Origin of the sequence: Kitasatospora cystarginea (assembly GCF_039533515.1) — a bacterium.
GTDB classification, from domain to species: Bacteria; Actinomycetota; Actinomycetes; order Streptomycetales; family Streptomycetaceae; genus Kitasatospora; species Kitasatospora cystarginea.
The window spans coordinates 241,139-265,616 of sequence record NZ_BAAATR010000003.1 but is presented as its reverse complement, the minus strand read 5'-3'; the positions used below and the strand labels follow the sequence as shown (position 1 = coordinate 265,616).

19 protein-coding genes and 1 pseudogene are annotated in these 24,478 nt (G+C 70.9%); 9 read left to right on the top strand and 11 right to left on the bottom strand.

Annotated features, from left to right (window positions below; all coding sequences use genetic code 11):
- Nucleotides 1-6: 6 nt before the first annotated feature.
- The 4 genes from ABD369_RS05085 (at nt 7) to disA (ending at nt 5,073) form a co-directional block, all read left to right on the top strand.
- Nucleotides 7-1,356: a DUF1254 domain-containing protein gene (locus ABD369_RS05085; RefSeq protein ID WP_344634972.1), complete on the top strand. Its 1,350-nt coding sequence runs from the start codon at nt 7-9 to the stop codon at nt 1,354-1,356.
- Nucleotides 1,357-1,439: 83 nt separating this feature from the next.
- The gene (locus tag ABD369_RS05080; RefSeq protein ID WP_344634971.1) at nt 1,440-2,135 is read left to right on the top strand and encodes a GAP family protein; all 696 of its coding nucleotides are present in this window, start codon (nt 1,440-1,442) and stop codon (nt 2,133-2,135) included.
- A 183-nt stretch (nt 2,136-2,318) separates the two neighbouring features.
- A complete protein-coding gene (radA, locus tag ABD369_RS05075; RefSeq protein ID WP_344634970.1) occupies nt 2,319-3,839 on the top strand; it encodes a DNA repair protein RadA in 1,521 nt (506 codons plus the stop codon).
- 127 nt (nt 3,840-3,966) lie between these two features.
- Nucleotides 3,967-5,073, top strand: a complete 1,107-nt coding sequence (disA, locus tag ABD369_RS05070; RefSeq protein WP_344634969.1) for a DNA integrity scanning diadenylate cyclase DisA — start codon at nt 3,967-3,969, stop codon at nt 5,071-5,073.
- Nucleotides 5,074-5,253: 180 nt separating this feature from the next.
- Here the strand turns inward: disA and ABD369_RS05065 are convergent, their stop codons facing one another.
- Entirely contained in the window at nt 5,254-6,108 is an 855-nt protein-coding gene (locus ABD369_RS05065) for a hypothetical protein (protein WP_344634968.1), read from the bottom strand.
- A 429-nt stretch (nt 6,109-6,537) separates the two neighbouring features.
- Here ABD369_RS05065 and ABD369_RS05060 point away from each other — a divergent pair, with 429 nt between their 5' ends.
- Nucleotides 6,538-7,431 (top strand): HhH-GPD family protein, encoded by an 894-nt coding sequence (locus ABD369_RS05060; RefSeq protein ID WP_344634967.1) that lies wholly within the window; start codon nt 6,538-6,540, stop codon nt 7,429-7,431.
- 56 nt (nt 7,432-7,487) lie between these two features.
- Here the strand turns inward: ABD369_RS05060 and ABD369_RS05055 are convergent, their stop codons facing one another.
- Both ABD369_RS05055 and ABD369_RS05050 read right to left on the bottom strand, forming a co-directional pair.
- Entirely contained in the window at nt 7,488-7,691 is a 204-nt protein-coding gene (locus tag ABD369_RS05055) for an EF-hand domain-containing protein (protein WP_344634966.1), read from the bottom strand.
- Nucleotides 7,692-7,817: 126 nt separating this feature from the next.
- The gene (locus tag ABD369_RS05050; protein ID WP_344634965.1) at nt 7,818-9,416 is read right to left on the bottom strand and encodes an MDR family MFS transporter; all 1,599 of its coding nucleotides are present in this window, start codon (nt 9,414-9,416) and stop codon (nt 7,818-7,820) included.
- Nucleotides 9,417-9,660: 244 nt separating this feature from the next.
- Between ABD369_RS05050 and ABD369_RS05045 the strand changes: the two genes are divergently transcribed.
- A complete protein-coding gene (locus ABD369_RS05045) occupies nt 9,661-10,272 on the top strand; it encodes a TetR/AcrR family transcriptional regulator (RefSeq protein ID WP_344634964.1) in 612 nt (203 codons plus the stop codon).
- Nucleotides 10,273-10,327: 55 nt separating this feature from the next.
- Here ABD369_RS05045 and ABD369_RS05040 read toward each other — a convergent pair whose 3' ends face one another.
- Nucleotides 10,328-11,299, bottom strand: coding sequence for a M23 family metallopeptidase (locus tag ABD369_RS05040; protein WP_344634963.1), 972 nt, complete (start codon nt 11,297-11,299; stop codon nt 10,328-10,330).
- Nucleotides 11,300-11,807: 508 nt separating this feature from the next.
- Between ABD369_RS05040 and ABD369_RS05035 the strand changes: the two genes are divergently transcribed.
- Nucleotides 11,808-13,358, top strand: coding sequence for an aldehyde dehydrogenase family protein (locus ABD369_RS05035; RefSeq protein WP_344634962.1), 1,551 nt, complete (start codon nt 11,808-11,810; stop codon nt 13,356-13,358).
- A 151-nt stretch (nt 13,359-13,509) separates the two neighbouring features.
- Nucleotides 13,510-14,670 carry a threonine aldolase family protein gene (locus ABD369_RS05030; RefSeq protein WP_344634961.1) on the top strand — a complete coding sequence of 387 codons (1,161 nt, stop codon included), beginning with the start codon at nt 13,510-13,512 and terminating at the stop codon, nt 14,668-14,670.
- 206 nt (nt 14,671-14,876) lie between these two features.
- On the opposite strand, the gene ABD369_RS05025 is transcribed toward ABD369_RS05030, so the two are convergent.
- Together ABD369_RS05025 and ABD369_RS05020 are read right to left on the bottom strand one after the other, a co-directional pair.
- A complete protein-coding gene (locus ABD369_RS05025; RefSeq protein WP_425557534.1) occupies nt 14,877-17,237 on the bottom strand; it encodes an immune inhibitor A domain-containing protein in 2,361 nt (786 codons plus the stop codon).
- Nucleotides 17,238-17,610: 373 nt separating this feature from the next.
- Nucleotides 17,611-20,127, bottom strand: a complete 2,517-nt coding sequence (locus ABD369_RS05020) for an ATP-dependent Clp protease ATP-binding subunit (RefSeq protein ID WP_344634960.1) — start codon at nt 20,125-20,127, stop codon at nt 17,611-17,613.
- 467 nt (nt 20,128-20,594) lie between these two features.
- Between ABD369_RS05020 and ABD369_RS05015 the strand changes: the two genes are divergently transcribed.
- On the top strand, nt 20,595-21,032 hold the full coding sequence (locus tag ABD369_RS05015) for a hypothetical protein (protein WP_344634959.1): 438 nt from the start codon (nt 20,595-20,597) through the stop codon (nt 21,030-21,032).
- An 86-nt stretch (nt 21,033-21,118) separates the two neighbouring features.
- Here ABD369_RS05015 and ABD369_RS05010 read toward each other — a convergent pair whose 3' ends face one another.
- From ABD369_RS05010 to lysX, 5 genes and pseudogenes are all read right to left on the bottom strand, one after another.
- A complete protein-coding gene (locus ABD369_RS05010; RefSeq protein WP_344634958.1) occupies nt 21,119-21,472 on the bottom strand; it encodes a histone-like nucleoid-structuring protein Lsr2 in 354 nt (117 codons plus the stop codon).
- 114 nt (nt 21,473-21,586) lie between these two features.
- Complete coding sequence (locus ABD369_RS05005; protein ID WP_344634957.1) at nt 21,587-22,123, bottom strand: amino-acid N-acetyltransferase; 537 nt, start codon at nt 22,121-22,123, stop codon at nt 21,587-21,589.
- Nucleotides 22,124-22,132: 9 nt separating this feature from the next.
- On the bottom strand, nt 22,133-22,573 hold the full coding sequence (locus ABD369_RS05000; RefSeq protein WP_344634956.1) for a BlaI/MecI/CopY family transcriptional regulator: 441 nt from the start codon (nt 22,571-22,573) through the stop codon (nt 22,133-22,135).
- A gap of 101 nt (nt 22,574-22,674) precedes the next feature.
- Nucleotides 22,675-22,851 carry a hypothetical protein gene (locus ABD369_RS04995; protein WP_344634955.1) on the bottom strand — a complete coding sequence of 59 codons (177 nt, stop codon included), beginning with the start codon at nt 22,849-22,851 and terminating at the stop codon, nt 22,675-22,677.
- A 5-nt stretch (nt 22,852-22,856) separates the two neighbouring features.
- Nucleotides 22,857-24,422: pseudogene (lysX, locus tag ABD369_RS04990) on the bottom strand (bifunctional lysylphosphatidylglycerol synthetase/lysine--tRNA ligase LysX); the annotation flags it as partial.
- Between the last annotated feature and the right edge of the window lie 56 nt (nt 24,423-24,478).

The following is a 24,478-nucleotide window of genomic DNA, read 5'->3' as shown; positions in this document are numbered from 1 at the left end:
TCCCGCATGTCCGATGCCGCGTCCGACGCCGCCCTGGAGGCGCTGGCGGCCGATGCCTACGTCTACGGCAGCCCGATCGTCCGCGACCTCACCACGGTCGGCGCCTTCGTGGCCCGCGGCATGGGCGGTGGCCTGCCGCCCACTCCCTTCAACCACTTCGCGCACGCCAGGGAACCGGCCACGCCCCGGACGGAGTTCCCCTCGGTCAACAGCGACACCCTGTACTCCTTCGCCCAGCTCGACCTCTCCGGCGGGCCGATCCTGCTGCACGTCCCGGACAGCCGGGGCAGCTACTACGTGCTCCAGTTCGTGGACGCCTGGACCAACAACTTCGCCTACCTGGGCCGCCGTTCCACCGGCACCGCCGAGCAGACCTGGCTGATCACCCCACCGCACTGGCACGGCACACCGTCCGAGGACGTCCAGGTGATCGTCTCGCCGACCGTCGTCGCCACCATCGTCGGCCGCTACGCCTGCGGCGGCCCGGCCGACCTCCCCCGGGTCCTCGACCTCCAGCGGCACCTCGCCCTCACCCCGCTGGAGCCCGGCGGGGTGTACGCCGGGATCCCTGCGCCCGATCCGGCGGTGCCCGGGGAACTGGGCTTCCTGGAGCGGCTCCGGCAGTGGATGGCCGCCTTCCCGCCCGCCGAGCCGGACCTGGCCTACCAGCAGCGCTTCGCACCGCTCGGCCTGCTGGACGCCGGCCCCTCCCCGTTCTCGGCCGCCGACCCCGCCTTCGCCCAGGCCCTCGTCAGGGGCCTGGCGGCCGGACGGCAGCGGGTCGAGGCGGTGACCCGGCCGACCGAGGACCGCCCCGCCGGGGAGTGGGCCGTCAGCCTCCACCTGTACGACTACAACCTCGACCACTTCGGCCCCGGTACGGTCGCGTCCCGCGAGTGGCGCGCCGCCGACCGCCGGGCCGCCTATCTCATCCGGGCGGCCGCCGCGCACACCGGCCTCTGGGGCAACCACGCGTACGAGGCCACCTACGCCACCACCCATGACGACGCCGCGGGAAAGCCGCTCACCGGCGCGCACTCGTACACCCTGCGCCTGGACGACCCGCCGCCGGTCGACGCCTTCTGGTCGCTCACCGTCTACGAGCTGCCCGACCGCCGCCTGACCGAGAACCCGATCGGCCGCTACTCGATCGGCGACCGCACCCAGGGACTGGCGTACGGGGAGGACGGTTCGCTCACCCTGGTCCTGCAGCACGAGCGGCCCGCCGAACCGGCCGAGACGGCGAACTGGCTGCCGACCCCGGCCGGCGAGTTCCGGCCGATCCTGCGGATGTACCAGCCCAGGGCCGCGGTGCTGGACGGCTCGTACCGGCTGCCGCCGCTCGAACCGCGCTGAGCCGGGGCCGCAGGCGCGTCCGCCGCCGTGGCGGCCTGCCGGCCGCCGGGGAGAAACCGGCCGCCCGGGAGAGGAGGACTGCTGTGGGCGACGCGATCGGACCGATGCTGGCCTCGGCGGCCGGCATCGCGATCGGCCCGGTGCCGCTGGTGGCGACGGTCCTACTGCTGGCCACTGCGCGCGGGCGGGTGAAGGGTGCCGTGTTCGCGCTCGGATGGGCGGCGACCCTGGCGGCGGTGACCACGGCGGTCGTGGTCCTCGTGGGGGTCTCGTGGACGGGCCCGCGAGGGGGAGCGGCCGGCCACGGGGCGGGAGCCTCCTGGCCGTGGTGGGTGCGGCTGGCCGTGGGGCTGCTGCTCCTGCTCCTCGGCGCCGGGCGGTGGCGGGAGCGCCCGCGGGAGGGCCATGTGCACCGTCCGCCGCGCTGGATGTCCTCCGTCGACCGCCTCACCCCCGGCCGGTCGGCAGCCTTGGCCGTCTCCCTGGTCGCCTCCGATCCGAAGAATCCGCTGGTGGCGGTCGGCGGCGCCGTCGCCATCGCGACCAGCGGCGGCGACGCGGGGAACAGGGCACTGGCCCTGGCGCTGATGGTGCTGCTGGCGTCGCTGTGCGTCCTGGTGCCGCTCGCCGTCCGGCTGGCCGGCGGGGAGGGGGCCGACCGGGAGCTGGGCGAGTGGAAGGCCTGGATGTCCACCCACAACGCGGCGATCGCCACCGTGCTGCCGGTGGTGCTGGGGGCGGACAACGTCGGTGCCGCCCTCTCCGGGCTGACGGCCTGATCCCGCGGTCGTGGACCGGACCGGGCCCCTTCACATCACCCGGCCGGGCGGATGTCTGCGCGCCCGTCGGGGCGGGTCGCGTGTACGACCGCCCGGGCGGGGACGGCCCCGTCGGGGCGGCCGGTCCGCACCTCCGGCGGCCGGCGGCCCCGGTTGTCGTACCCAGCCGATACGGTTGGCGGCATGGCTGCCCGCACCAAGACCACCGCCAAGCCGCGCCCGGCGTACCGCTGCACCGAGTGCGGCAACCAGCTGCCCAAGTGGGTCGGCCGCTGCCCCGAGTGCAATGCCTGGGGCACCGTCGAGGAGTACGGCGCGGTGCCTATCCGCACCACGGCCGCCGGGCCGGTCAGCTCGCCCGCCAAGCCGATCGCGCAGGTGGACGGCCAGGTGGCGACCGCCCGTACCACCGGTGTGCCCGAGCTGGACCGGGTGCTCGGCGGCGGGATCGTCCCCGGCGCGGTGGTGCTGCTCGCGGGTGAGCCCGGTGTCGGCAAGTCCACCCTGCTGCTGGATGTCGCGGCGAAGGCCGCCAGCGACCGGCACCGCACCCTGTACGTGACCGGTGAGGAGTCGGCCGGCCAGGTCAGGCTGCGCGCCGACCGGATCAAGGCGCTCTCCGACCACCTCTACCTGGCCGCCGAGTCCGACCTCGGCGCGGTCCTCGGCCACATCGAGGCGGTCAACCCGGGCCTGCTGATCCTGGACTCGGTGCAGACCATCGCCTCCGCCGAGCTGGACGGCGCCCCCGGCGGCCCCGCCCAGGTCCGCGAGGTGGCGAACGCGCTGATCCGCGCCTCCAAGGAGCGCGGCATGGCCTCCCTGCTGGTCGGCCATGTGACCAAGGACGGCCAGATCGCCGGCCCCCGGCTGCTGGAGCACCTGGTGGACGTGGTGCTGAGCTTCGAGGGGGACAGGCACGCCCGGCTGCGCATCATCCGAGGGGTCAAGAACCGCTACGGCGCCACCGACGAGGTCGGCTGCTTCGAGCTGCACGACGAGGGCATCGAGGGCTTGGTCGACCCTTCGGGCCTGTTCCTGACGCGCCGCGACAAGCCCGTTCCCGGTACCTGCCTGACCGTCACCCTGGAGGGCCGCCGCCCGTTGGTCGCCGAGGTGCAGGCGCTGATGGTGGACTCGCAGATCCCCTCCCCGCGCCGGACGACCTCCGGTCTGGAGTCCCCCCGGATCGCGATGATCCTGGCCGTGGTCGAGCGGCACGGTGGCGTGAAGCTAGGCAAGCAGGACATCTACACGGCGACGGTCGGCGGTGTGAAGCTCACCGAGCCCTCCGCAGACCTGGCGATCGCGCTCGCGGTGGCCAGCTCCTCCTCCGACACCCCGCTGCCGAGCAACCTGGTGGCGATCGGGGAGGTCGGCCTGGCCGGCGAGGTCCGCCGGGTCACGGGCGTGCAGCGGCGGCTCGCCGAGGCGCACCGGCTGGGCTTCACCCACGCGTTGGTCCCGCCGGACCCGGGCAAGGTGCCGCCGGGTATGAAGGTGGTCGAGGTCTCCGACATCGGCGAGGCGCTGCGGGCCATCCCCGGTCGCCGCCGGCCCGCCAGGTCGAAGGCGGAGGGCGACAACAAGCCTGCACCGCAAGGGCGTTCGGTCTCCCGCCCGGTCCCCGCGCCGGCCGTGGCCGCCTACCCGGACGAGCTGATGGCCGGGTGGGAGCCGGTGGACTCCGACGAACTGGCCTGACCCCGGCCCCGATATTGCCGTGCACAGTTAGACTCTGAGCTGTCCAATTGGCATCAAGTGCAGTAATTGAGCAGCGACAGACCGTCGGGCGCCACGCCACACGGTCCGGGGCGACCGGAGGAGTCACGTGGCAGCCAGCGACCGGGTGGACAGGTCCTCCCGCGAAGACGCCCTGCTGCGGGCCTCCCTTCAGGCCATCGCCCCCGGCACCCCGCTGCGGGACGGCCTGGAGCGGGTGCTTCGCGCCAACACCGGCGGCCTGGTGGTGCTGGGCTTCGACCGCACCGTCGAGTCGCTCTGCACCGGCGGCTTCGTGCTGGACGTCGAGTTCTCCGCGACCAGGCTGCGCGAGCTGTGCAAGCTGGACGGCGCGGTGGTGCTCGACAAGGACATCACCAAGATCGTCCGAGCCGGTGTGCACCTGATGCCGGACTCCACCCTCCCCACCGACGAGACCGGCACCCGCCACCGCACCGCCGAGCGGGTCAACCGTCAGACCGGGTTCCCGGTGGTCGCCGTCTCGCACTCGATGCGCCTGATCGCGATGTACGTCAACGGCACCCGCCGGGTGCTGGAGGACTCCACCACCGTGCTCTCCCGGGCCAACCAGGCGCTGGCCACCCTGGAGCGCTACAAGCTGCGCCTGGACGAGGTCGCGGGCACCCTCTCCGCGCTGGAGATCGAGGACCTGGTCACCGTCCGGGACGTCGCCGCGGTGGTCCAGCGGCTGGAGATGGTCCGGCTGATCGCCGCCGAGATCGCCGGCTACGTCCTGGAGCTCGGTACGGACGGCCGGCTGCTCTCGCTCCAGCTGGACGAGCTGATCGCGGGCGTCGAGCCCGAGCGTGAGCTGGTCGCCCGGGACTACTTCCCCGAGCGGGCCGCCAAGAAGGGCCGTACCGTGCCCGAGGTGCTGGACGACCTGGAGGCCCTCACCCACGCCGAGCTGCTGGACCTGCAGACGGTCGCCAAGGCGCTGGGCTACTCGGGCTCGCCCGAGTCGCTGGACTCGGCGGTCTCGCCGCGCGGCTACCGGCTGCTGGCCAAGGTGCCGCGCCTGCCCAACACCGTGATCGAGCGGCTGGTCGAGCACTTCGGCGGGCTGCAGAAGCTGCTCGCCGCCAGCATCGATGACCTGCAGACCGTCGAGGGCGTCGGTGAGACCCGGGCCCGCTCGGTGCGCGAGGGGCTGTCGCGTCTCGCGGAGTCGTCCATCCTGGAGCGGTACGTCTGACGCCAACTGCCCTGCGCGCGCGGACGATGCCGCGCCGCCGCGGTCCTCTCCTGGCCCAACTGCCCTGCGCGGACGATGCGAGCGGGGCGGACGTGTGACAGCAAGCCGCCCGCCGCACGGGATCCCGTACGGCGGGCGGCTTGCTGTCGGCGGGGATCCGGGACGGCGGCCGAGCCGGGCTCAGCCGTCGAGGCGGATCGAGGTCCGGGCGGTGATCGGACCGCCGGTCGGGCCGGTCAGGGTCGCCTGCACCAGGTAGTTGCCCGGCTGGGCGGTCGAGCCGTCCGGGGTGGCGCACTGCGGCTTGCTGCGGCTGCGGTCCCAAGTGAATGTCTCGGTCAGGCCGTTGCCCGCGCTGATCTCAACCCAGGTGGCCTGCTTGTCGGTCGGGCAGTCGGCGGAGGACCAGATTCGCTCGTTGGCCGCCGAGGTCACCGCGATCGCGGACGCCGTCCGGCCCAGGTCCACCCGGCAGTTGGAGCCGGAGGTGTTGCGGACGGTCAGCGCGAGGCGCGGCTTGTCCTTGCTCTCGAAGGAGTTCTGGGTGCCGGCCAGCTCCAGGGTGACCTGTGAGGCGCTGCAGACCGGGAGGGCCATCACCTCGGCCGTGTTCACCGGAGGCGGCGCGACGGCTCCGTTCGACCCGCCGCCGGCCGAGCCCCCCGAGGTGCCGCCCGATGCGCCGCCGGAACCCCCGGACGCGCCACCCGACGAGCCGGCCGAACTGCCGCCGCTGGCACCGCCGGTGAGGCTGACCTCGCCACCGCCGCCGCCCGAGACACCGCCACCGCCCGAACCGCCACTGCCGCCGGGGCGGGTGGTGATCGCGGGGCCGGTCGGCGAGGCGCCGGGGGTGATCGACTGGGCCGGCACGGGCTGGGCGGTCTTGCCGGTGGGTTTTCCGCCGTCGTCCTGAGCGGTCGTCAACCAGACGACGAGCGCGATCACGGCGAGCAGGACAGCGGACACGACGATGCGCCGCCGCCAGTAGATCGACGCGGGCAGCGGTCCGACGGGTTGACGAAGAGAGGGCACGCGCAAACTCTACGAGACTGGGTGTACCCATTGACGCACCAACACTGACCCTGCGTCGCTTCATTCACATCATCCGTCATTTGGCCCGGATGAGGGAAGAGGTGTAGGCCGTGTCGCCCACCGACGATCCGTCCCGTAGCCGACCGGGGGACGCCGACTGCTCCGGGCAGGCGACTGCTCCGTTGCTCCGCATGGGCGCGGGAAGCGGAGCGCGTCGGGTGGCGGCTGCGGCCGGCCGAGCTCGCGGACCGGGCCGGTCGCATCCGGGTAGCCCGGGGGTGCGGTGCGGTCCACCGACCGGAGGCGTGCGACTACGGCACTCTCCGCCGCACGGCGTTCCCCGTGCTTGCAGCGTTCCCCGCGCCCGGGGATGCGCCGCTTCCGCCCGGCGACCGGCGACGGTGGCAGGCGTGGGAGGATCGAAGGGCCATGGTTGCCATCACCTCCACTCCCGCCGCGCTGCTCCATTCGACCGTGCTCGACTGGTACGGGGCCAACGCCCGCGACCTCCCCTGGCGGGCGGCCGACGCCTCGCCGTGGGCGGTCATGGTGAGCGAGTTCATGCTCCAGCAGACTCCGGTCAAGCGGGTCCTGCCCGCGTACGCCGCCTGGCTGGAGCGCTGGCCCGCCCCGGCGGACCTGGCGGCCGACGCCCCGGGCGAAGCCGTCCGAATGTGGGGCCGGCTCGGCTACCCGCGTCGAGCCCTGCGGCTGCACGCCGCCGCCGTGGCGATCACCGAGCAGCACGGCGGTGAGGTGCCGGACGACCATCCGGCACTGCTCGCGCTGCCCGGCGTCGGGGAGTACACGGCCGCCGCCGTCGCGTCGTTCGCCTTTCGGCAGCGGCACGTGGTGCTGGACACCAACGTTCGCCGGGTCTTCGCCCGTGCCGTGACCGGCGTGGAGTACCCGGCCCAGGCGACCACCGCCGCCGAACGCCGCACCGCCACCGAGTACCTGCCCGCCACCGCCGAGACCGCGGCCGCCTGGGCGGTCGGCGCGATGGAGCTCGGCGCGCTGGTCTGCACCGCTCGCAGCCCGGAGTGCGGGGCCTGTCCGCTGCTGCGCCACTGCGCTTGGCAGCGGGCCGGACGCCCGCCGTACGAGGGCCCGGCGCGGCGCGGCCAGTCGTACGAGGGCACGGACCGGCAGGTGCGCGGAAAGCTGCTGGCGGTGCTGAGGGAGGCGCACGGCGAGGTGCCGCAGGAGCGGCTGGACGCGGTGTGGCACGAGCCCGTGCAGCGGGCGCGGGCGCTGGACGGGCTGGTCGCGGACGGCCTGGTGGAGCCCGTCGCCCCGGGCGTGTACCGACTTCCCCGCTGACGACGAGGCGGCCCGAGGCGGATCCTTCATCCGTCTCGGGCCGCCGTTGCGGTCGATCAGCGCACGAACTTGGAGAATTCCTCGAAGCTGATCTGTTCGTCGCTGTTCTCGTCGGCGTAGTCGAGAGCCGCGCGTGCGTTGGCGTCGCTGACCTTGGGGTTCTTCTGTAGGTACGCCTTGAACTCATCGGCGGCGATGTAGCCGTCGTGATCGGTGTCGATCTCGTCGAACTGGCGCCGGAGGCTGTCCTTGCTGCTCATTCCCACTCCTGTGTCGGTGCGAATCTGGCGTTCCGAAGCTTAGGACGGAGAAGGCGGAGAACTGCGGGATAGAAATGCCGAACGGCCCTGTTGTGCCAATCGCACAACAGGGCCGTTCGGGCGGTGTCAGACCGCCGCCGCTTCGAGCGACTGCTCGCCCGAGGGCTTCCCGGCGCCGCGGAGCGGCACCTCGCGCAGGAAGAGCGAGGCCGCTACGGCGACGACGCTGATCAGCGCGCCCCACAGGAAGACGGTGTGCATGCCGTTGGAGACGGCGTGGTGGTACGCGTCCTGGACCGTGGGGTCCTGGTGGCGCAGGGCCTCCGGGCTCATTTGGGTGAGCTTGCCGCCCGAGCCCATGGCCGCGGCCTTGCCGTGGAGGAGATCCTTCATGGTCGCGGTGACCCGGCTGTTGAAGAGCGCGCCGAACAGGGCGACACCGAAGGAACCGCCGATGGTCCGGAACAGGGTGGCCGTGGAGCTGGCCACGCCCATGTCCTTGAGCTCCACGCTGTTCTGCGCGACCAGCATGGTGATCTGCATCAGGAAGCCCATGCCGGCGCCGAGCACCACCATGTAGCAGGAGGAGGCGAACCGGCTGGTGTCGGTGGAGAGGGTGGAGAGCAGCAGCGAGCCGCCGACCATCACGGCGGTGCCGATGATCGGGAAGATCCGGTACTTGCCGGTCTTGGTGACCACCTGGCCGACCACCAGAGAGACCACCAGCATGCCGAACATCATCGGCATCAGCAGCAGCCCGGAGTTGGTCGCCGAGGCACCCTGGACGGTCTGCTGGTAGAGCGGCAGGAAGGTCACCGCGCCGAACATCGCGAAACCGACGATGAAGCCGATCAGCGAGACCATGGCGAAGTTCAGGTTGCGGAACAGGCCGAGCGGGAGCATCGGCTCCTCGACCCGCTGCTCGACGTAGCAGAAGGCGATCAGCGAGGCGACGGCGAGCGCGGCCAGGCCGAGGATCTGCTTGGAGCCCCAGGCGTACTGCTGGCCGCCCCAGGTGGTGATCAGGACCAGCGAGGTGATCCCGGCGGTGAGCAGGACCGCGCCGATGTAGTCGATCTTGGCGTTGGAGCGGACCTTGGGCAGCTTCAGGGTGACCACGATGAAGGCGAGCGCCACGATGCCCAGCGGCAGGTTGATGTAGAAGGTCCAGTGCCAGCTCAGGTGGTCGGTGATGAAACCGCCGACCAGCGGGCCGCCGATGGTGGCGAGGGCCATCACGGCGGCGAACATGCCCTGGTACTTGCCGCGGTCACGCGGCGGGACCAGCGCACCCATGATCGACATCACGCCGACCATCAGACCGCCGGCGCCCAGGCCCTGCACGGCGCGGAAGGCGATCAGCTGGGTCATGGACTGCGACAGGCCGGAGAGCGCCGAGCCGAGCAGGAAGATCACGATCGAGGTGAGGAAGGTGCCCTTGCGACCGTAGAGGTCGCCGAGCTTGCCCCAGATCGGAGTGGAGGCGGCGGTGGCCAGGGTGTACGCGGTGACCACCCAGGACAGGTGCTCGGCACCGCCCAGGTCGCCGACGATGGTGGGCATCGCGGTGCCGACGATCAGGTTGTCGAGCATGGCCAGCAGCATCGCGACCACCAGGCCGATCATCACCAGGCGGATCTCGCGCGGTGATCTCGGCGCGGGCTCGGCCGACCCCTCGGCGGTCGACGGGGTGGCCGCCGAAGCCTCGACCTGCTGTTGTGACATGGTGCGTCTCCCGGAAGCGCATCGGCCGGCCGCGGCCTTCGCACCCCTTGGCGGTGGGTCCTCGGCTCACTTACTTGTCGACCGGCTAGTTAATTATCAATTGGCACGGTAGGTTGTTTACTAGCCGGGCGTCAAGCCAGTTTCGGCGAGGCGGCCCTGGGCAGGGAGAATGCAGTCCGAGGCGCGCTCCGCAGCCGGCGCGCGTCCGCCCCACCACCGCAGTCACAAGGCAGGCCGACACGGCATGAGTACGACGCAGAGCCCCCGCACCGACACCCGGGCGCGGATCCTCGACGTGGCGCTGGAGCTCTTCTCGGAGCAGGGCTACGAGAAGACCTCGCTCCGTGAGATCGCCGACCGGCTCGGGGTCACCAAGGCCGCGCTCTACTACCACTTCAAGACCAAGGACGACATCGTCCACGGCATCGTGGAGAGCATGGCCGCGCCGATCGACGAGGTGATCGCCTGGGGGCAGGAGGAGGCGTGGTCGCCGCAGCTGCGGGACGAGCTCGTCCGCCGCTTCGCCGCGGGCATGGCCTCGCGGGCGCCGCTGCTGCGCTTCTTCCACGAGAACCAGCCCGCACTGCGGGAGTCCAAGGCCGGGCTGGAGTTCAAGGACCGGATGCTGGCGATGATCCGGCTGGTCCAGGGGCCTGACGCCGGCTTCCCAGACCGGCTGCGCGCCACCATGGCGCTCTTCACCATCAACTCCGCGTTCTTCCTGCTCAAGGAGTCCGTCAACGGCGGTGGACTGGAGTGCAGCGAGCCCAAGGTGTCCACCGTGGCCGAGGCGATGGAGGCGGCGCTGACGGTTGCGCTGGAGATCGCCGCCCGGATCGAGCCCGCGGACGCCTGACGCAACTGCGCCCCTTCCGCCCGGGGAGGCGGAAGGGGCGCAGTGCGGACGTGCGTCAGAAGTCGCTGACCCCGCGGGCCGAGAGGTAGGCGATCGGATCGATGACCGCCGCGTACCGGTTGGCGCTGCGGATCTCGAAGTGCAGGTGCGGCCCGGTGGAGTTGCCGGTGGTGCCCGAGCGGCCGATCTCCTGGCCCGCCGACACCGTCTGCCCGGCGCTGACCTCCAGCGAGGACATGTGCGCGTACTGGGCGAAGTGGCCGTCCGGCAGGCGCAGCACGACCTCCTTGCCGTACGCGCCGTCCCACTTCGCCGAGACCACGGTGGCGTGGCCGACCGAGAGCAGCGGGGTGCCGGAGTTCACCGCGAAGTCCACGCCGGTGTGGTAGCCGGCGGCGTACGCGCGGTTGGGCTTGCCGTACGGGTTGCTGATCAGCGCGCCCGGGACCGGGGCGGACCAGGCGGACCCGGGGGTGAGGACCGAGCCGGGCGCGGGCTGGGCGGCGGCCCCGGCCGCCGGTGCGGTGCCCGGCGCCAGGTTGGCGGCCACCGTGACGGACCTCTGCGAGTCGACCGAGCGCGGCAGTTGGTACGGGGTGGGCTGGGCCACCTGGACCAGGGCGGGCTGGTGGAACGGCGCGGAGACCGAGGTGAAGGCCGAGTCGCCCGGGGTGGTGGGGTGCACGGTGTGCGCCGAGGCGTAGCTGGGCAGCAGCAGGGCGCCGAAGGCCACCACCAGGGTGCCGCTCCAGGCGGTCGTCGTCCGGTTCTGCTGCACCCACCGGACGGCCGGGCGGAGCCGGTCCGGCGTACGGGCATCGGCGGCCCGGTAGAGCCTGCGGGCACCGGTCACGGTGCCGGCCCGTCCGGACTCCGCCGCCCTCGCGAGCCGGGCCGCGCCGATCGCGGCGCCGGTGCGGCCGGTGCCGATCGCGTCGGCGAGCTTGCGGGCGCCGACCGTCGCGGTGGCACTCCCGGTGCTGATCGCTTCGGCAAGCAGACGGCGGGCGGTGTGGCGGGAAGGCATCGGGTCGTGGCACCTCGGGGACGGGAACGCCCGGCGCAGGGCCGCTGAGGGCATGCCGGGCTTGGGACAGACCGATCTAAGCCGCCACCAGGGCCGGTGCCCAAACCCGTCCGCTACTACGGCTGGTAGTCCCGGCGGTCCGTGATCTTCGATCCCCAGATGTGGCGATCTTTCGAGTGGATCATCCCTTTTATCCCTTTCTTGCCTGCCACTGCCTGGTCCGCGGCGGTGGCGGGAAGACCCCGGCCGGCTCCGCCGCGGCCGTGATCCACCCGGCGGCCGACGGCTACTACTAGGCCTCGTACCGGAGTCGGGCACTGTGACAATCGCCACGAACGGCGTCCGGCGGGCGGTCGGCTACCCGGCCCTGCCAGGACGGAATCGTGAGCCGGGGCACAGCTGCGCCGCCCGGCCCGCTGTCCCCGCTCGCCAGGCCGTGCCACCCTGTCCGCACCACGGCAGCACCCGTCCTGTTCCGAGCACCTCTTTCCTCACCGGAGGACCTCCCATGGCGGCACCGCGGCTCAAACCCGGCACGTCCTGGAACGAGACCTACGCCCGCTGCGTACGGGCCGCGCCGGAGGCATTCGCGCCCGACCGGCTACTCAACCTGGTACGCGGCGAGTGGCGCGCCGTCGGTACCCCCGGCGAGCACAGCACACCGCTGGACGGCACCCCGATACCGGGACCGCCCCGGGTCGGCATCGAGGAGGCGCGGCGCGCGGTCGCCTTCGCCATCGACCGGCACGCGGCCTGGGCGAAGGTCCCGCTGGACGAGCGCAAGGCCAGGGTCGCCGCCGCCGTCGAGGGCCTCGCCGGGCAGCGCGACCTGCTGGCCCTGCTGCTGGTCTGGGAGATCGGCAAGCCCTGGCGGCTGGCCTGCGCCGACGTCGATCGGGCGTTGGACGGTGTCCGCTGGTACCTCGACAACATCGACCGCCAGATGGCCGGGCGCACCCCGCTGCCAGGTCCGGTCTCCAACATCGCCAGTTGGAACTACCCGATGAGCGTCCAGGTGCACGCCGAACTGGTCCAGCTGCTGACCGGGAACGCGGTGGTCGCCAAGACCCCGTCGCAGGGCGGCTTCCACTGCCTCACGCTCGCCCACGCGGTCATGCACCGGGCGGGACTTCCGGTCACCCTGCTCTCCGGGATGGGCGGGCAGATCGCCGACGCGCTGATCCGGGCCGAGGGGCTGGGCGCGCTGGCCTTCGTCGGCGGCCGGGCCAACGGCCGCAAGGCCGCCACCGCGCTCGCCGACCTGGGCCGGCGGCACTTCCTGGAGCAGGAGGGCCTCAACACCTGGGGCGTGTGGGACTTCACCGACTGGCCGACGCTCGCGGCGCACCTGCGCAAGGGCTTCGAGTACGCCAAGCAGCGCTGCACGGCCTACCCCCGTTACGTCGTGCAGCGCCGGCTCTTCCCGGCCTTCCTGGAGGCCTACCTCGGTGTGCTCGCCGACCTGCGGTTCGGGCATCCGCTGGCGGTCGCCGCCCCGGAGGACCCGCTGCCCGAGCTGGACTTCGGGCCGGTCATCCATGCCGCCAAGGCGGCCGAGCTCCGCAGCCGGTTCGACGCCGCGGTGGCCGGCCGGGCCGTCCCGCTCCATCGGGGAAGCCTGGAGGCGGGCGTCTTCCTCGACGGGCAGTGCACCGACGCCTACCTGGCGCCCGCCGCCCTGCTCGATCCGCCCGCCAACTGGGCGCTGCACCACTTCGAGCCCTTCGGCCCGCTGGACTCCGTGGTCCTGGCCGACACCGAGGCCGAGCTGCTCGCCGCGATGAACGCGGGCAACGGCTCCCTGGTCGCCTCGCTCGCCACCGACGACCTGGCCTTCGCCGACCGGCTCGCCCCCGACCTGCTCGCGTTCAAGGTCGGGATCAACCGGCCGCGCAGCCGGGGGGACCGTGAGGAGGTGTTCGGAGGGTTCGGCGCCTCCTGGAAGGGCGCCTTCGTCGGCGGCGACCTCCTGGTCCGGGCCGTCACCTACGGCCCCGAGGGCGCCGACGAGAAGCTCTACGGCAACTTCCCGACGTACTCGCTCTATCCGCCTCGCTGATGCCGGGCCGGCGGTTCCCGCGGTACGGGAACCGGGGGCACGGCGCACCCGGGGGGATCTCCGGGACGCCCCCGTTTCCGCCGGGGGATTCCCTCAACTGATGTGTGTCCGAGGCATGTTGCGCCGACGCGGGATCGGGGATCATCGGCGGATGGGTTACCAACCTGACACCGGCTCCGCCGACATCCCGCGCGAGCGCCGGTTCGCCGCGTTCCGCCGTAGCGAGCGCCTCCTCTCGGGCGTCCGCCCGACGAGCATCCACGACCGGCTGACCGAACTGTCCGCGCTGCACGAGCCGTCCACCGACGGCGTCGCGGCGTACGACCTCGACCAGCGGCCCGACTTCTACGGCGACGGCATAGCCCGGACGCTCGAGGTCCGGGTCGCCGGCCTGCTGGGCAAGCCCGACGCGGTCTTCTTCCCGACCGGGACGATGGCCCAGCAGGCCGCCCTGCGGATCTGGGCCGAACGCAGCGGAAACCGTACGGTGGCCATGCACCCGCTCGCCCACCCCGAGGTGCACGAGCGCCGTGCGTACGCCCGGCTCAGCGGCCTGGACGCGGTCTGGCCGACCGCCGCCCCCAGGCTTCCCACCGCCGGCGAACTCCGATGCCTGGGTGAGCACTTCGGCAGCCTGATGATCGAACTCCCGCTCCGGGAAGCCGGATTCCTCCTGCCGACCTGGACGGAGCTGGTCGAGCTGGTCGGTGCCGCCCGGGAGCGCGGTGCCGCCGTCCACCTCGACGGCGCCCGGCTCTGGGAGTCCACCCGGCACTTCGACCGGACCCTGCCCGAGATCACCGCCGTGGCGGACTCGGTGTACGTCTCCTTCTACAAGACCCTCGGCGGCATCAGCGGCGGCGCGCTCGCCGGATCCGGGGACTTCGTCCGCGAGGCCCGCGCCTGGCGGCACCGCTACGGCGGCCAGCTCTACCAGCAGTGGCCCGCCGTGCTCTCGGCGCTGGCCGGCCTGGACCGCGAACTCCCGCGCCTGGACGAGTACGTGGCCCACGCCAGGACGGTCGCCGCCGCACTGGCCCGGGTGCCGGGCGCACGGGTCTTCCCCGAGCCGCCGCACACCCACCAGTTCCAGCTCTGGCTCCCGTACCCTGCCAAGGCCCTGGACGAGGCCGGCCTCCGCCTCGCCGAGGAGAGGGGCATCGCCCTCTTCTGGGGCTGGCTCGAACCCGGCGAACCGGGCCTGGCAGGCCACTCGGTGACCGAGGTGACGGTGGCTGCCGAAGCCCTCACCTGGACGCCCGAGGAGATCTCCGAGGCCATGGTGGCCTTCCTCGCCCTGCTCCAGTCCTGACTCCGGTGCGCGGGGAGCGGATGCCGCCCGTTCCACGGCCCGAGCTGACGTCCGATCGGATCAGGCTCCACGGGAGACCGCGGCTTCGGTTCCGCCGGGCCAAGTGCGGGAGATCCTCGCCAGTCGCCATGGCGGACCGGCTGCCGGGAAGCGGCAAGGGCCCCGGCGGATCGCTCCACCGGGGCCCGGACTGCCTACCGCTCAGGTCACTTGACCGGGCGGACGGCGATCACGGTCTCCAGCTTGTTGAGGCTCTGGTAGATGACCGAGATGCTGGTGTGGGTGTCGGGAACCTTGACGCTGCTGGTGGGCGTCGCGGCGTCCCAGTAGCTGGTGGTGTGGTCGTTGAAGGTGCGGACGGCCTTCGACGACGGGATGGTGGTGAGGACGTCGGCCTTGTGGAGCTTGAGGCCGTCGGTGTTCTCCAGTCCGAAGGTGGAGTCGTAGCCCTGCACGCGGTTGCGCATGTACTTGCCGTCGGACCACTTCAGCGGGGCCGGGTGGGCGTCGACCGGCAGGATCAGGCCGGTGCCCGGGTGGGCGCTGGTGTTGTTGTCCGCCTGCGAGGTGTCCCAGAGCCAGATCAGCACGCCGTTCTGGTTGGCGTAGTGCTCGACCCGGTTGGGCTGGGCGGCCGAACCGAAGTTGTACGGGCCGACCTTGAGGGTCGCGTCGTACGAGACGTACTGGCGGTTCTCGACCAGGTAGTACTGGTCGTAGTCCTTGGAGAACTTGCCCGAGATGCGGGAGAAGCCCGTCGCGGTCCAGCCGTTGTCACCGTTCTCGGCGTCATCGGAGAAGACGGCCTTGCCGTCCGCGGCGACGGCGATGTTGTCGAGGGCGAGGCCCTTGAGGTGCAGGCCGCCGTCGGTGGTGTTGCGGAAGCGGATCTTGACGGCCTTGCCGGCGTAGGCGTCCAGCGGGAAGACCAGGTCGCCCCACTTGTTGCCGGAGTTGCCGGTCAGGCCGGCCGCGCCCGCGCTGTTCTTCGGGATGGCCTTGCCGTCGAAGGTCCCGTCCAGGGCCTTCCAGTTGGCGCCGCCGTCGGTGGAGACCTCGGCGTAGGCGTAGTCGAAGTCCTGCTCCAGGTCGTACCAGCCCTTGGCACTCAGGCTGGCGGAGGTCTTGCCGGTGAGGTCGAGGTCGCGGGCCAGCGTGACGTTGAGGTTGTCGGCGCTGCCGCTCCACCACTCGCCGTTGCCCGCGTACGGGGTGTTGATCTCGGTGGTGACCGTCTTCTTCGGCAGGTTGACGACCACGGCCTGCGGGCGGGCGGTGTTGAACTCCACCGGGCCGAGCAGGTGGACCGAGTCCTGACCGGCCTTGGCCTTGTCGTACTTCAGCCAGCCGAGCTGGAGCTTGCTCCAGACGTCCAGGTCGTCCGGACGGTCACCGATCTCGTTGCGGCCGGTGCCCAGCCACGAGCCGGAGGACATCAGCGACCAGAAGCCGACCGAGTTGTCGTCTCCGGAGCCGGAGGTGTCGTAGAGGTCCGGCAGGCCGAGGTCGTGGCCGTACTCGTGGGCGAAGACACCGAGCCCGCCGTTCTCCGGCTGCATGGTGTAGTCGCCGATCCAGATGCCGCTGTCGCCGATCTGGACGCCGCCGAGCTTGTTGTTGTCCGGGCCGGCCTGGCCGGTCAGGTTGCCGTACACGTAGGAGCGGTGGGCCCAGAGCGCGTCGGTGCCCTGCTTGCCACCGCCGGCGGACTCGTCCTCACCGGCGTGCACGATCTGGAAGTGGTCGATGTACCCGTCGGGCTGGTTGAAGTTCCCGTCGTGGTGGGAACCGTAGCGGTCCCACTTGTCGTACTCGGCCAGGGTGGCCTTGATCTGGGCGTCCGTCTGGCCCTTGGCCTTCTGGTCCTTGTACCAGATGTCGACGGCGTCGCGGATCAGGTCCTGGGCGTTGGAGCAGATGTGCTGGCCGCAGAAGTTGGAGCCGTACCGGGCCTCGTTCCACGGTACCCGGACCCAGTCGGAGACCACGCCGTCGACCGAGTAGCGGCCGGAGGACTGCCGCTCGTAGTAGGTCTTCAGCGAGGGCTTGTCCTTGCCGAAGTAGAGGTCCTGGTAGTGGGCCTGGTTGTAATCGGCCTGCCAGGCGGTCGAGTTGTTGGTCTTCCGGTCCGGCTGCTCGATCTGGTTGTGCTGCGGGCCGGGGGTGCCGCCGTACTTGACCTTGCCGTCCGGCGTTTTGGTGGTGTTGTCCACCTGGTCACCGAAGTCGACCAGGATGGTGAAGATCTTGTCCGTGCGCTGCCGGGCGAGCTCGACGTACTTGTCGCGGCCCAGCTTGATGCTGGTGCTGCTGCCGTGCTGCTCGATCTTGGCGGTGCCGGCCAGCAGCTGTTCGGTGGCGGCCTTCTGCTCGGCCTTGACCTTCTCGGTGAGCGGGCCCGGCAGGTCGTGGACGACCTTGGCGGCCTGGGACAGGGCGGCGTCGGCCGGGTCCCGGGTGATGGAGACCGGTGCGGCCGCGGCCGTTCCGGGCAGCAGCCCGGCGCCGAGCGCAGCGGTGACCGCCACGGCAGCGGCGGCCGCGGCGGTCCTCGTGGATATCTTCAAGTTGTGACGTCCTCCCCATGCCGGCACAGCTGTTGGCCTGCCGGTGTGCCAATGAAAGACAGGTGGAGGACATTTGACCGAAGGATGGGGTAATAAAGATAGTCCTTGACCATGACATGGTCACGGCGCTATCCTCCGCCGACCCTCAGTCAGCTGACCCTCGGTCAAGTTGGCCGCTGTCCAGGGCGGGAGGGCCTCCATCGCATCCGAACTTGTCTGGGAACCCCCCGAACGGCGGGAATCGCCGTGCGGTATGTCACAGGGTGGGTAAAGGCCGCGGACGTACTTCGGCAACACTGCTTCAACAGACCTTAAACACCAAGGGCCGCGGCCCCCGACCCGAAGGTCGGGGGCCGCGGCCCTTGGTGCGTTGTTACTTCGTCAGGTCCGGACCGGTCGAGGCGACCGCCGCCGGGGTGTCCGCCACCGGGGACTTCTCCTCGCCCCGGAAGGTGAACTTGGCTTCCTTGCCCTCGCCCTCGACGCCGACGACCACGATGTGGCCGGCCCGCAGCTCGCCGAAGAGGATCTTCTCCGAGAGGTGGTCCTCGATGTCGCGCTGGATGGTGCGACGCAGCGGACGGGCACCCAGGATCGGGTCGTAACCGCGCTTCGCCAGCAGCTTCTTGGCCTCGACGCTGAGCTCCAGGCCCATGTCGCGGTCCTTGAGGCGGCCGTCCACCTTGTCGATCATCAGGTCGACGATCTCGATGATGTTGTCCTCGGTCAGCTGGTGGAACACCACGATGTCGTCGACACGGTTGAGGAACTCGGGACGGAAGTGCTGCTTGAGCTCCTCACCGACCTTCGCCTTCATCCGCTCGTACCCGGTCTGGGTGTCACCCGTGGCCGCGAAGCCCAGGTTGAAGCCCTTGGAGATGTCCCGGGTGCCGAGGTTGGTCGTCATGATGATGACGGTGTTCTTGAAGTCGACCACGCGGCCCTGGGAGTCGGTCAGGCGACCGTCCTCCAGGATCTGCAGCAGCGAGTTGAAGATGTCCGGGTGGGCCTTCTCCACCTCGTCGAAGAGCACCACGGAGAACGGCTTGCGGCGCACCTTCTCGGTGAGCTGGCCGCCCTCTTCGTAGCCGACGTAGCCGGGGGGCGAGCCGAACAGCCGGGAGACGGTGTGCTTCTCGCTGAACTCCGACATGTCGAGGGAGATCAGGGCGTCCTCGTCGCCGAACAGGAACTCGGCCAGCGTCTTGGACAGCTCGGTCTTACCGACACCGGACGGGCCGGCGAAGATGAACGAACCGCCCGGGCGCTTCGGGTCCTTGAGGCCCGCACGGGTACGGCGGATCGCCTGGGAGAGCGCCTTGATGGCGTCCTCCTGGCCGATGACGCGCTTGTGCAGCTCGTCCTCCATGCGCAGCAGGCGGGAGGACTCCTCCTCGGTGAGCTTGAAGACCGGGATGCCGGTGGCGGTGGCCAGGACCTCGGCGATGAGCTCCTCGTCCACCTCGGCGACGACGTCCATGTCGCCGGCCTTCCACTCCTTCTCACGCTTCGACTTGGCCTGCAGCAGCTGCTTCTCGTCGTCACGCAGGGACGCGGCCTTCTCGAAGTCCTGCGCGTCGATCGCGCTCTCCTTCTCCCGGCGCACCTCGGCGATCTTCTCGTCGAACTCGCGCAGGTCCGGCGGCGCGGTCATCCGGCGGATGCGCATCCGGGAACCGGCCTCGTCGATCAGGTCGATCGCCTTGTCCGGCAGGAAGCGGTCCGAGATGTACCGGTCGGCCAGGGTGGCGGCGGCCACCAGGGCGGCGTCGGTGATCGAGACGCGGTGGTGCGCCTCGTACCGGTCGCGCAGACCCTTGAGGATCTCGATGGTGTGCGGCAGCGAGGGCTCGGCGACCTGGATCGGCTGGAAGCGGCGCTCCAGCGCGGCGTCCTTCTCCAGGTGCTTGCGGTACTCGTCCAGCGTGGTGGCACCGATGGTCTGCAGCTCGCCACGGGCCAGCATCGGCTTCAGGATCGAAGCGGCGTCGATGGCACCCTCGGCGGCGCCCGCGCCGACCAGGGTGTGCAGCTCGTCGATGAACAGGATGATGTCGCCGCGGGTGCGGATCTCCTTGAGCACCTTCTTCAGGCGCTCCTCGAAGTCACCGCGGTAGCGGGAGCCCGCGACCAGGGCGCCGAGGTCCAGGGTGTAGAGCTGCTTGTCCTTCAGCGTCTCGGGGACCTCGCCCTTGACGATCGCCTGGGCCAGGCCCTCGACCACGGCGGTCTTGCCGACGCCGGGCTCACCGATCAGCACGGGGTTGTTCTTGGTGCGGCGGGACAGCACCTGCATGACCCGCTCGATCTCCTTCTCGCGCCCGATGACCGGGTCGAGCTTGGCCTCGCGGGCGGCCTGGGTGAGGTTGCGGCCGAACTGGTCCAGGACCAGCGAGGTGGACGGGGTGCCCTCGGCGGGGCCGCCGGCCGTGGCCGACTCCTTGCCACCGCCCTGGTAACCCGAGAGCAGCTGGATGACCTGCTGCCGCACCCGGTTGAGATCGGCGCCCAGCTTCACCAGGACCTGGGCGGCGACGCCCTCGCCCTCGCGGATCAGGCCGAGCAGGATGTGCTCGGTGCCGATGTAGTTGTGGCCGAGCTGGAGGGCCTCGCGGAGCGACAGCTCCAGCACCTTCTTCGCCCGGGGGGTGAAGGGGATGTGACCGGACGGGGCCTGCTGGCCCTGGCCGATGATTTCCTCGACCTGCTGGCGGACGGCCTCAAGCGAGATCCCGAGGCTCTCCAGGGCCTTAGCGGCGACACCCTCACCCTCGTGGATCAGGCCCAGGAGGATGTGCTCGGTGCCGATGTAGTTGTGGTTGAGCATCCGGGCTTCTTCCTGAGCCAGGACGACAACCCGCCGCGCGCGGTCGGTGAACCTCTCGAACATCGTTTATCGCTCCTCAGAGCGGTCGGGCAGTTCGGGGACTGTCCCCGCCCTGTCCTTCCGCATGCTAGTCCCGCTCAGCGGCGCGGCTCACGGACTGCTCCTACTTGTGTGGGAGCAACTGCTGCGCGACCAGCCGACACCATTCCCAACCCGATGCTGGGAGACGGTGTTCCCACAGGTGGGCCCATTGCACCGGTTATCGCTACGCCATCGGCGAACAGAGCCTGCCGCGGGCGGAGCAACCGGTCTTGACAGATCGCACGGGCGGCACCACATGGCCCCGTCCACCTGCATTCATACCCGGTGTTCCGGCGAGATTCGCGCAGTTTCCGCATCGGCCGTGTTCGCCTCGCGAGAAGTCTGCCGACGGACGCCTCGCTGGGATCCGCCCGAAGTGACGGTGGATCAGCGGCTGCCGTTCAGGTGGCGCGGCGTGACCGCCCGGTACGTCCAGCGTTGCCCGGTCCATGACCGCCGTGCCGCCCCGGACGCCCCCCGCCGGCACCGGTCCGCACCCGCGCCCCGGCCCGGCCGCGGATCTCGCGACGGCGTTGCCGACCGCGGACCGGATCGAGCCGCGTCGACCGGTGGTGCCGGCCGTGCTGCGGCGCCCAGGCCACCTGCGGTGCCCCTGCGGGTCCGTGGTGGCCGTGGGCCACCCGGCGGCCTTCCCACTCGCCCAGGGGGCCGGCGAGGCCGTCCCCGGACCGCTGCACCGGCCCGGCCGGGGCGTCGAGCCGGATCCGGACCTCACCGTGCACGCCGGCGCCCGTGCGGCCGCCGGCGTGCGGCTGTCATGGCAGCGGGGCGCGGAGGTCTCCCCGCGCCCCGAACGGCGGTCGACCCGGCCGCAGGCCGTCCGGCCGCGACGCGGGCAGCACGGCCCGGGGCCGGGCCCGCGCTAGCCCCATCCGCCGTGCCCGCCGGACTGCCTGGCGGACGCCAGCGCCAATGACCCGCAGGGTCCGGCGCCGGCCCGCTGACGGCCCGGTCAGGAGGCGTTGGCCGCCTCGTACGCCTCTCGGACGTTGCTCGGCACCCGGCCGCGGTCGTTGACCTCGTAGCCGTTCTCCTTGGCCCACGCGCGGATCTTCGCGGTGTCCGGAGCGCCGGCCGCCGCCGGGCGGCCCGCGCCGCGGCCGGTGCCGCGACGGGCGGTGGTGAGGCGGCCGCTCTGCTTGCGACCCTTCTCGACGTACGGAGCCAGCAGACCGCGGAGCTTGTCCGCGTTGGTGCTCTTCAGGTCGATCTCGTAGGCAACGCCGTCGAGAGCGAACGTCACGGTCTCGTCCGCCGAACCGCCTTCGAGATCGTCTTCAAGAATGACCTGCACCCTCTGTGCCACGGGCTTCCCTTTCCGCGTAAACGATCCATTGCCTAAGGAAAGGAAACCGCCTTTTCCCGGAAAACACAAACCCTTGCCGGTCGTGTGCTCCACTCCCGTCGCCACAAGCTCCGTTCAGAGGTGCAGCAGCATGCGTGAGTTGCCCAGGGTGTTGGGCTTCACTCGCTCCAGGTCGAGGAACTCGGCGACGCCTTCGTCGTACGAACGCAGAAGTTCCTCATAGACATCCGTAGCGATGGCCGCCGGGTCTGTCGTACCATCGTCGGTTTCGCCAACCTCACCGATCTCGACGAAACCGTGTTTCGCGAAGAACGGCACCTCGAACGTCAAGCAGAAAATCCGACGTACGCCCAGCCAGCGTGCGGTCTGCAGCAGCTTCTCCAGCAACTGGTGGCCGATACCGTGGCCGGTACAGCTCGGATCCACGGCAAGGGTGCGCACCTCGGCCAGGTCTTCCCACATCACGTGCAGCGCGCCGCAGGCCACCACCGCGCCGTTGTCGTCGCGTTCGGCGACCCAGAACTCCTGCACGGATTCGAACAGCGTCACGGTGGGCTTGTCGAGCAGAATGCCGTCGCGCGAGTAGGCGTCGATGAGCCGTCGTACTGCCCGCACGTCAGTGGTCCGCGCCCGGCGGATGGTGACCTCCATGGCGGGACGTTATCGTGCCGAAGGCCCCGGGGTCCCACCGGTATCGGGATGCGGATCGGGAAGTCGGTCCGGTTCGGGTTCCGGACCCGGGAACAGGGCGGCCACCCGCAGTGCGTCGCGCAGTGCCTCGCGTTGCTCGGGCGACATCAGCCCGAAGAAGTGGACCAGGGCCGCAGCCGGATTGTCGCTGGTCGCCCACGCATCGTTCATCAGGGCGGCGGTGTATGCCTCGCGTGAGGAGACGGGTTCATATCGATACGCCCGCCCCACCTGCTCCCGGCGCAGCCAGCCCTTTCTGTAGAGCTTGTCGAGCACCGTCATGACAGTGGTGTACGCGATATCGCGTTCCGACTGCAGATCCTGCAGAACCTCGCGAACGGTGACCGGGCGGTTCCACTGCCAGACCCTGGTCATGATGTCGTTCTCAAGTTCTCCGAGTTGCCGCACCATAGTCCGGCCAGGATAGGAACTGATTCGGACAAAATTCGCGATTAACCAGCAAACCGGCGCGCCGCCACCCGGTGGGGTGACGGCGCGCCGGTCGTCGGGTCCTATTCGGCAGCGGGGGCGGCCGTGGTGGCGGCGGTGGCACGGCCGGCGAGCAGCTCGGCCGCGGCGTCCTCCTTGCCCTTCATGGCGCCGCCCTGGGTGCGGATGATGGCCCGCACCAGGAAGCCGAAGGCGATCGCCATGACCAGCGGCGGCACGATAGCTGCGACGTAATCCATTCAGATCACTCCTCGGTGTCCGACTCGGTTTCGCTCTCGGTCCCCGCTTCGGCCTTGGCGGTCTTCGCCTCGGGCTTCACCAGCGGGAAGAGCACGGTCTCGCGGATGTTCTTGCCGGTCAGCAGCATGATCAGGCGGTCCACGCCCAGACCCAGGCCACCGGTCGGCGGCATCGCGTACTCCAGGGCGCGCAGGAAGTCCTCGTCCACCTGCATCGCCTCGACGTCACCGCCGGCCGCCAGCAGCGACTGGGCGGTGAGGCGGGCGCGCTGCTCGACCGGGTCGATCAGCTCGGAGTAGGCGGTGCCGATCTCGGTGCCGAAGATCACCAGGTCCCACTTCTCCGCGACGCCCGGGACGGAGCGGTGCTGGCGGGTCAGCGGCGAGACCTCGGTCGGGTAGTCCTTGATGAAGGTCGGCTTGATCGCGTGGTGCTCCAGCAGCCGCTCGACCATCTCCAGGACGATCTGGCCGTGGCCCCACTCCTTCTCGTAGGGGATGCCGGCCCCGTCGGCGAGGCGGCGCAGCTCCTCGACGCCGGTCTCCGGGGTGATTTCGGTGCCCAGGTGCTCGGAGATGCCCGGGTAGACCGAGACCTCCGCCCACGGCTCGGCCAGGTCGATCTCGTGCTCCTCGCCGTCCGGGCCGATGCCCCTGACGACGGTGGTGCCGAGGGCGTCCCGGGCGGCGTTGACGATGGTCGCGCGGATCAGCTCGGCCTGGGTGTCGTAGTCGCCGTACGCCTCGTACGACTCCAGCGAGGTGAACTCGGGGTTGTGGGTCGAGTCCGCGCCCTCGTTGCGGAAGTTGCGGTTGATCTCGAAGACCTTCTCCGCGCCGCCGACCACCAGCCGCTTGAGGTACAGCTCGGGGGCGATCCGCAGGTAGAGGTCGATGTCGTAGGCGTTGATGTGGGTGGTGAACGGGCGGGCGTTGGCGCCGCCGTGCACCGGCTGCAGCATCGGGGTCTCGACCTCGAGGTAGCCGCGCTCCTCGTAGGTGCGGCGGATCGAGCGGACCACCTTGCTGCGCAGCTGCAGGATCTCCCGCGCCTCGGGGTTCACGATCAGGTCGACATACCGCTGACGGACCCGGGCCTCCGGGTCGGTCAGGCCCTTGTGCTTGTCCGGCAGCGGGCGCAGGCACTTGGCGGTGAGCTCCCAGCGGTCCACCATCACGGACAGCTCGCCGCGCCGGGAGGTGATCACCTCGCCCTCGACGCCCACCTGGTCGCCGAGGTCGATGTCGGACTTCCAGGCGGCCAGCCGCTCCTCGCCCAGCTTGTCCAGGGAGAGCATCACCTGGAGGTCGCCGGAGCCGTCGCGCAGGGTGGCGAAGCAGAGCTTGCCGCCGGTGCGGGCCAGGATGACCCGGCCGGTGATGCCGGCGCGCTCGCCGGTCGCGGTGTCCGGCTCCAGGTCGGGGTGCTTGGCACGCAGGTCGGCGATGGTGGAAGTACGGGGGAAGCCGACCGGGTACGGGTCGACGCCGGCCGCCCGAAGCCGGTCCAGCTTCTCGCGCCGGACGCGCATCTGCTCAGGAAGGTCGTCGGTCGCGGGAATGGCGGGGATCTGATCGCTCACCCCACCAGAGTAGCCACCGCTCACACCTTCCCCGCGCCCGGCTG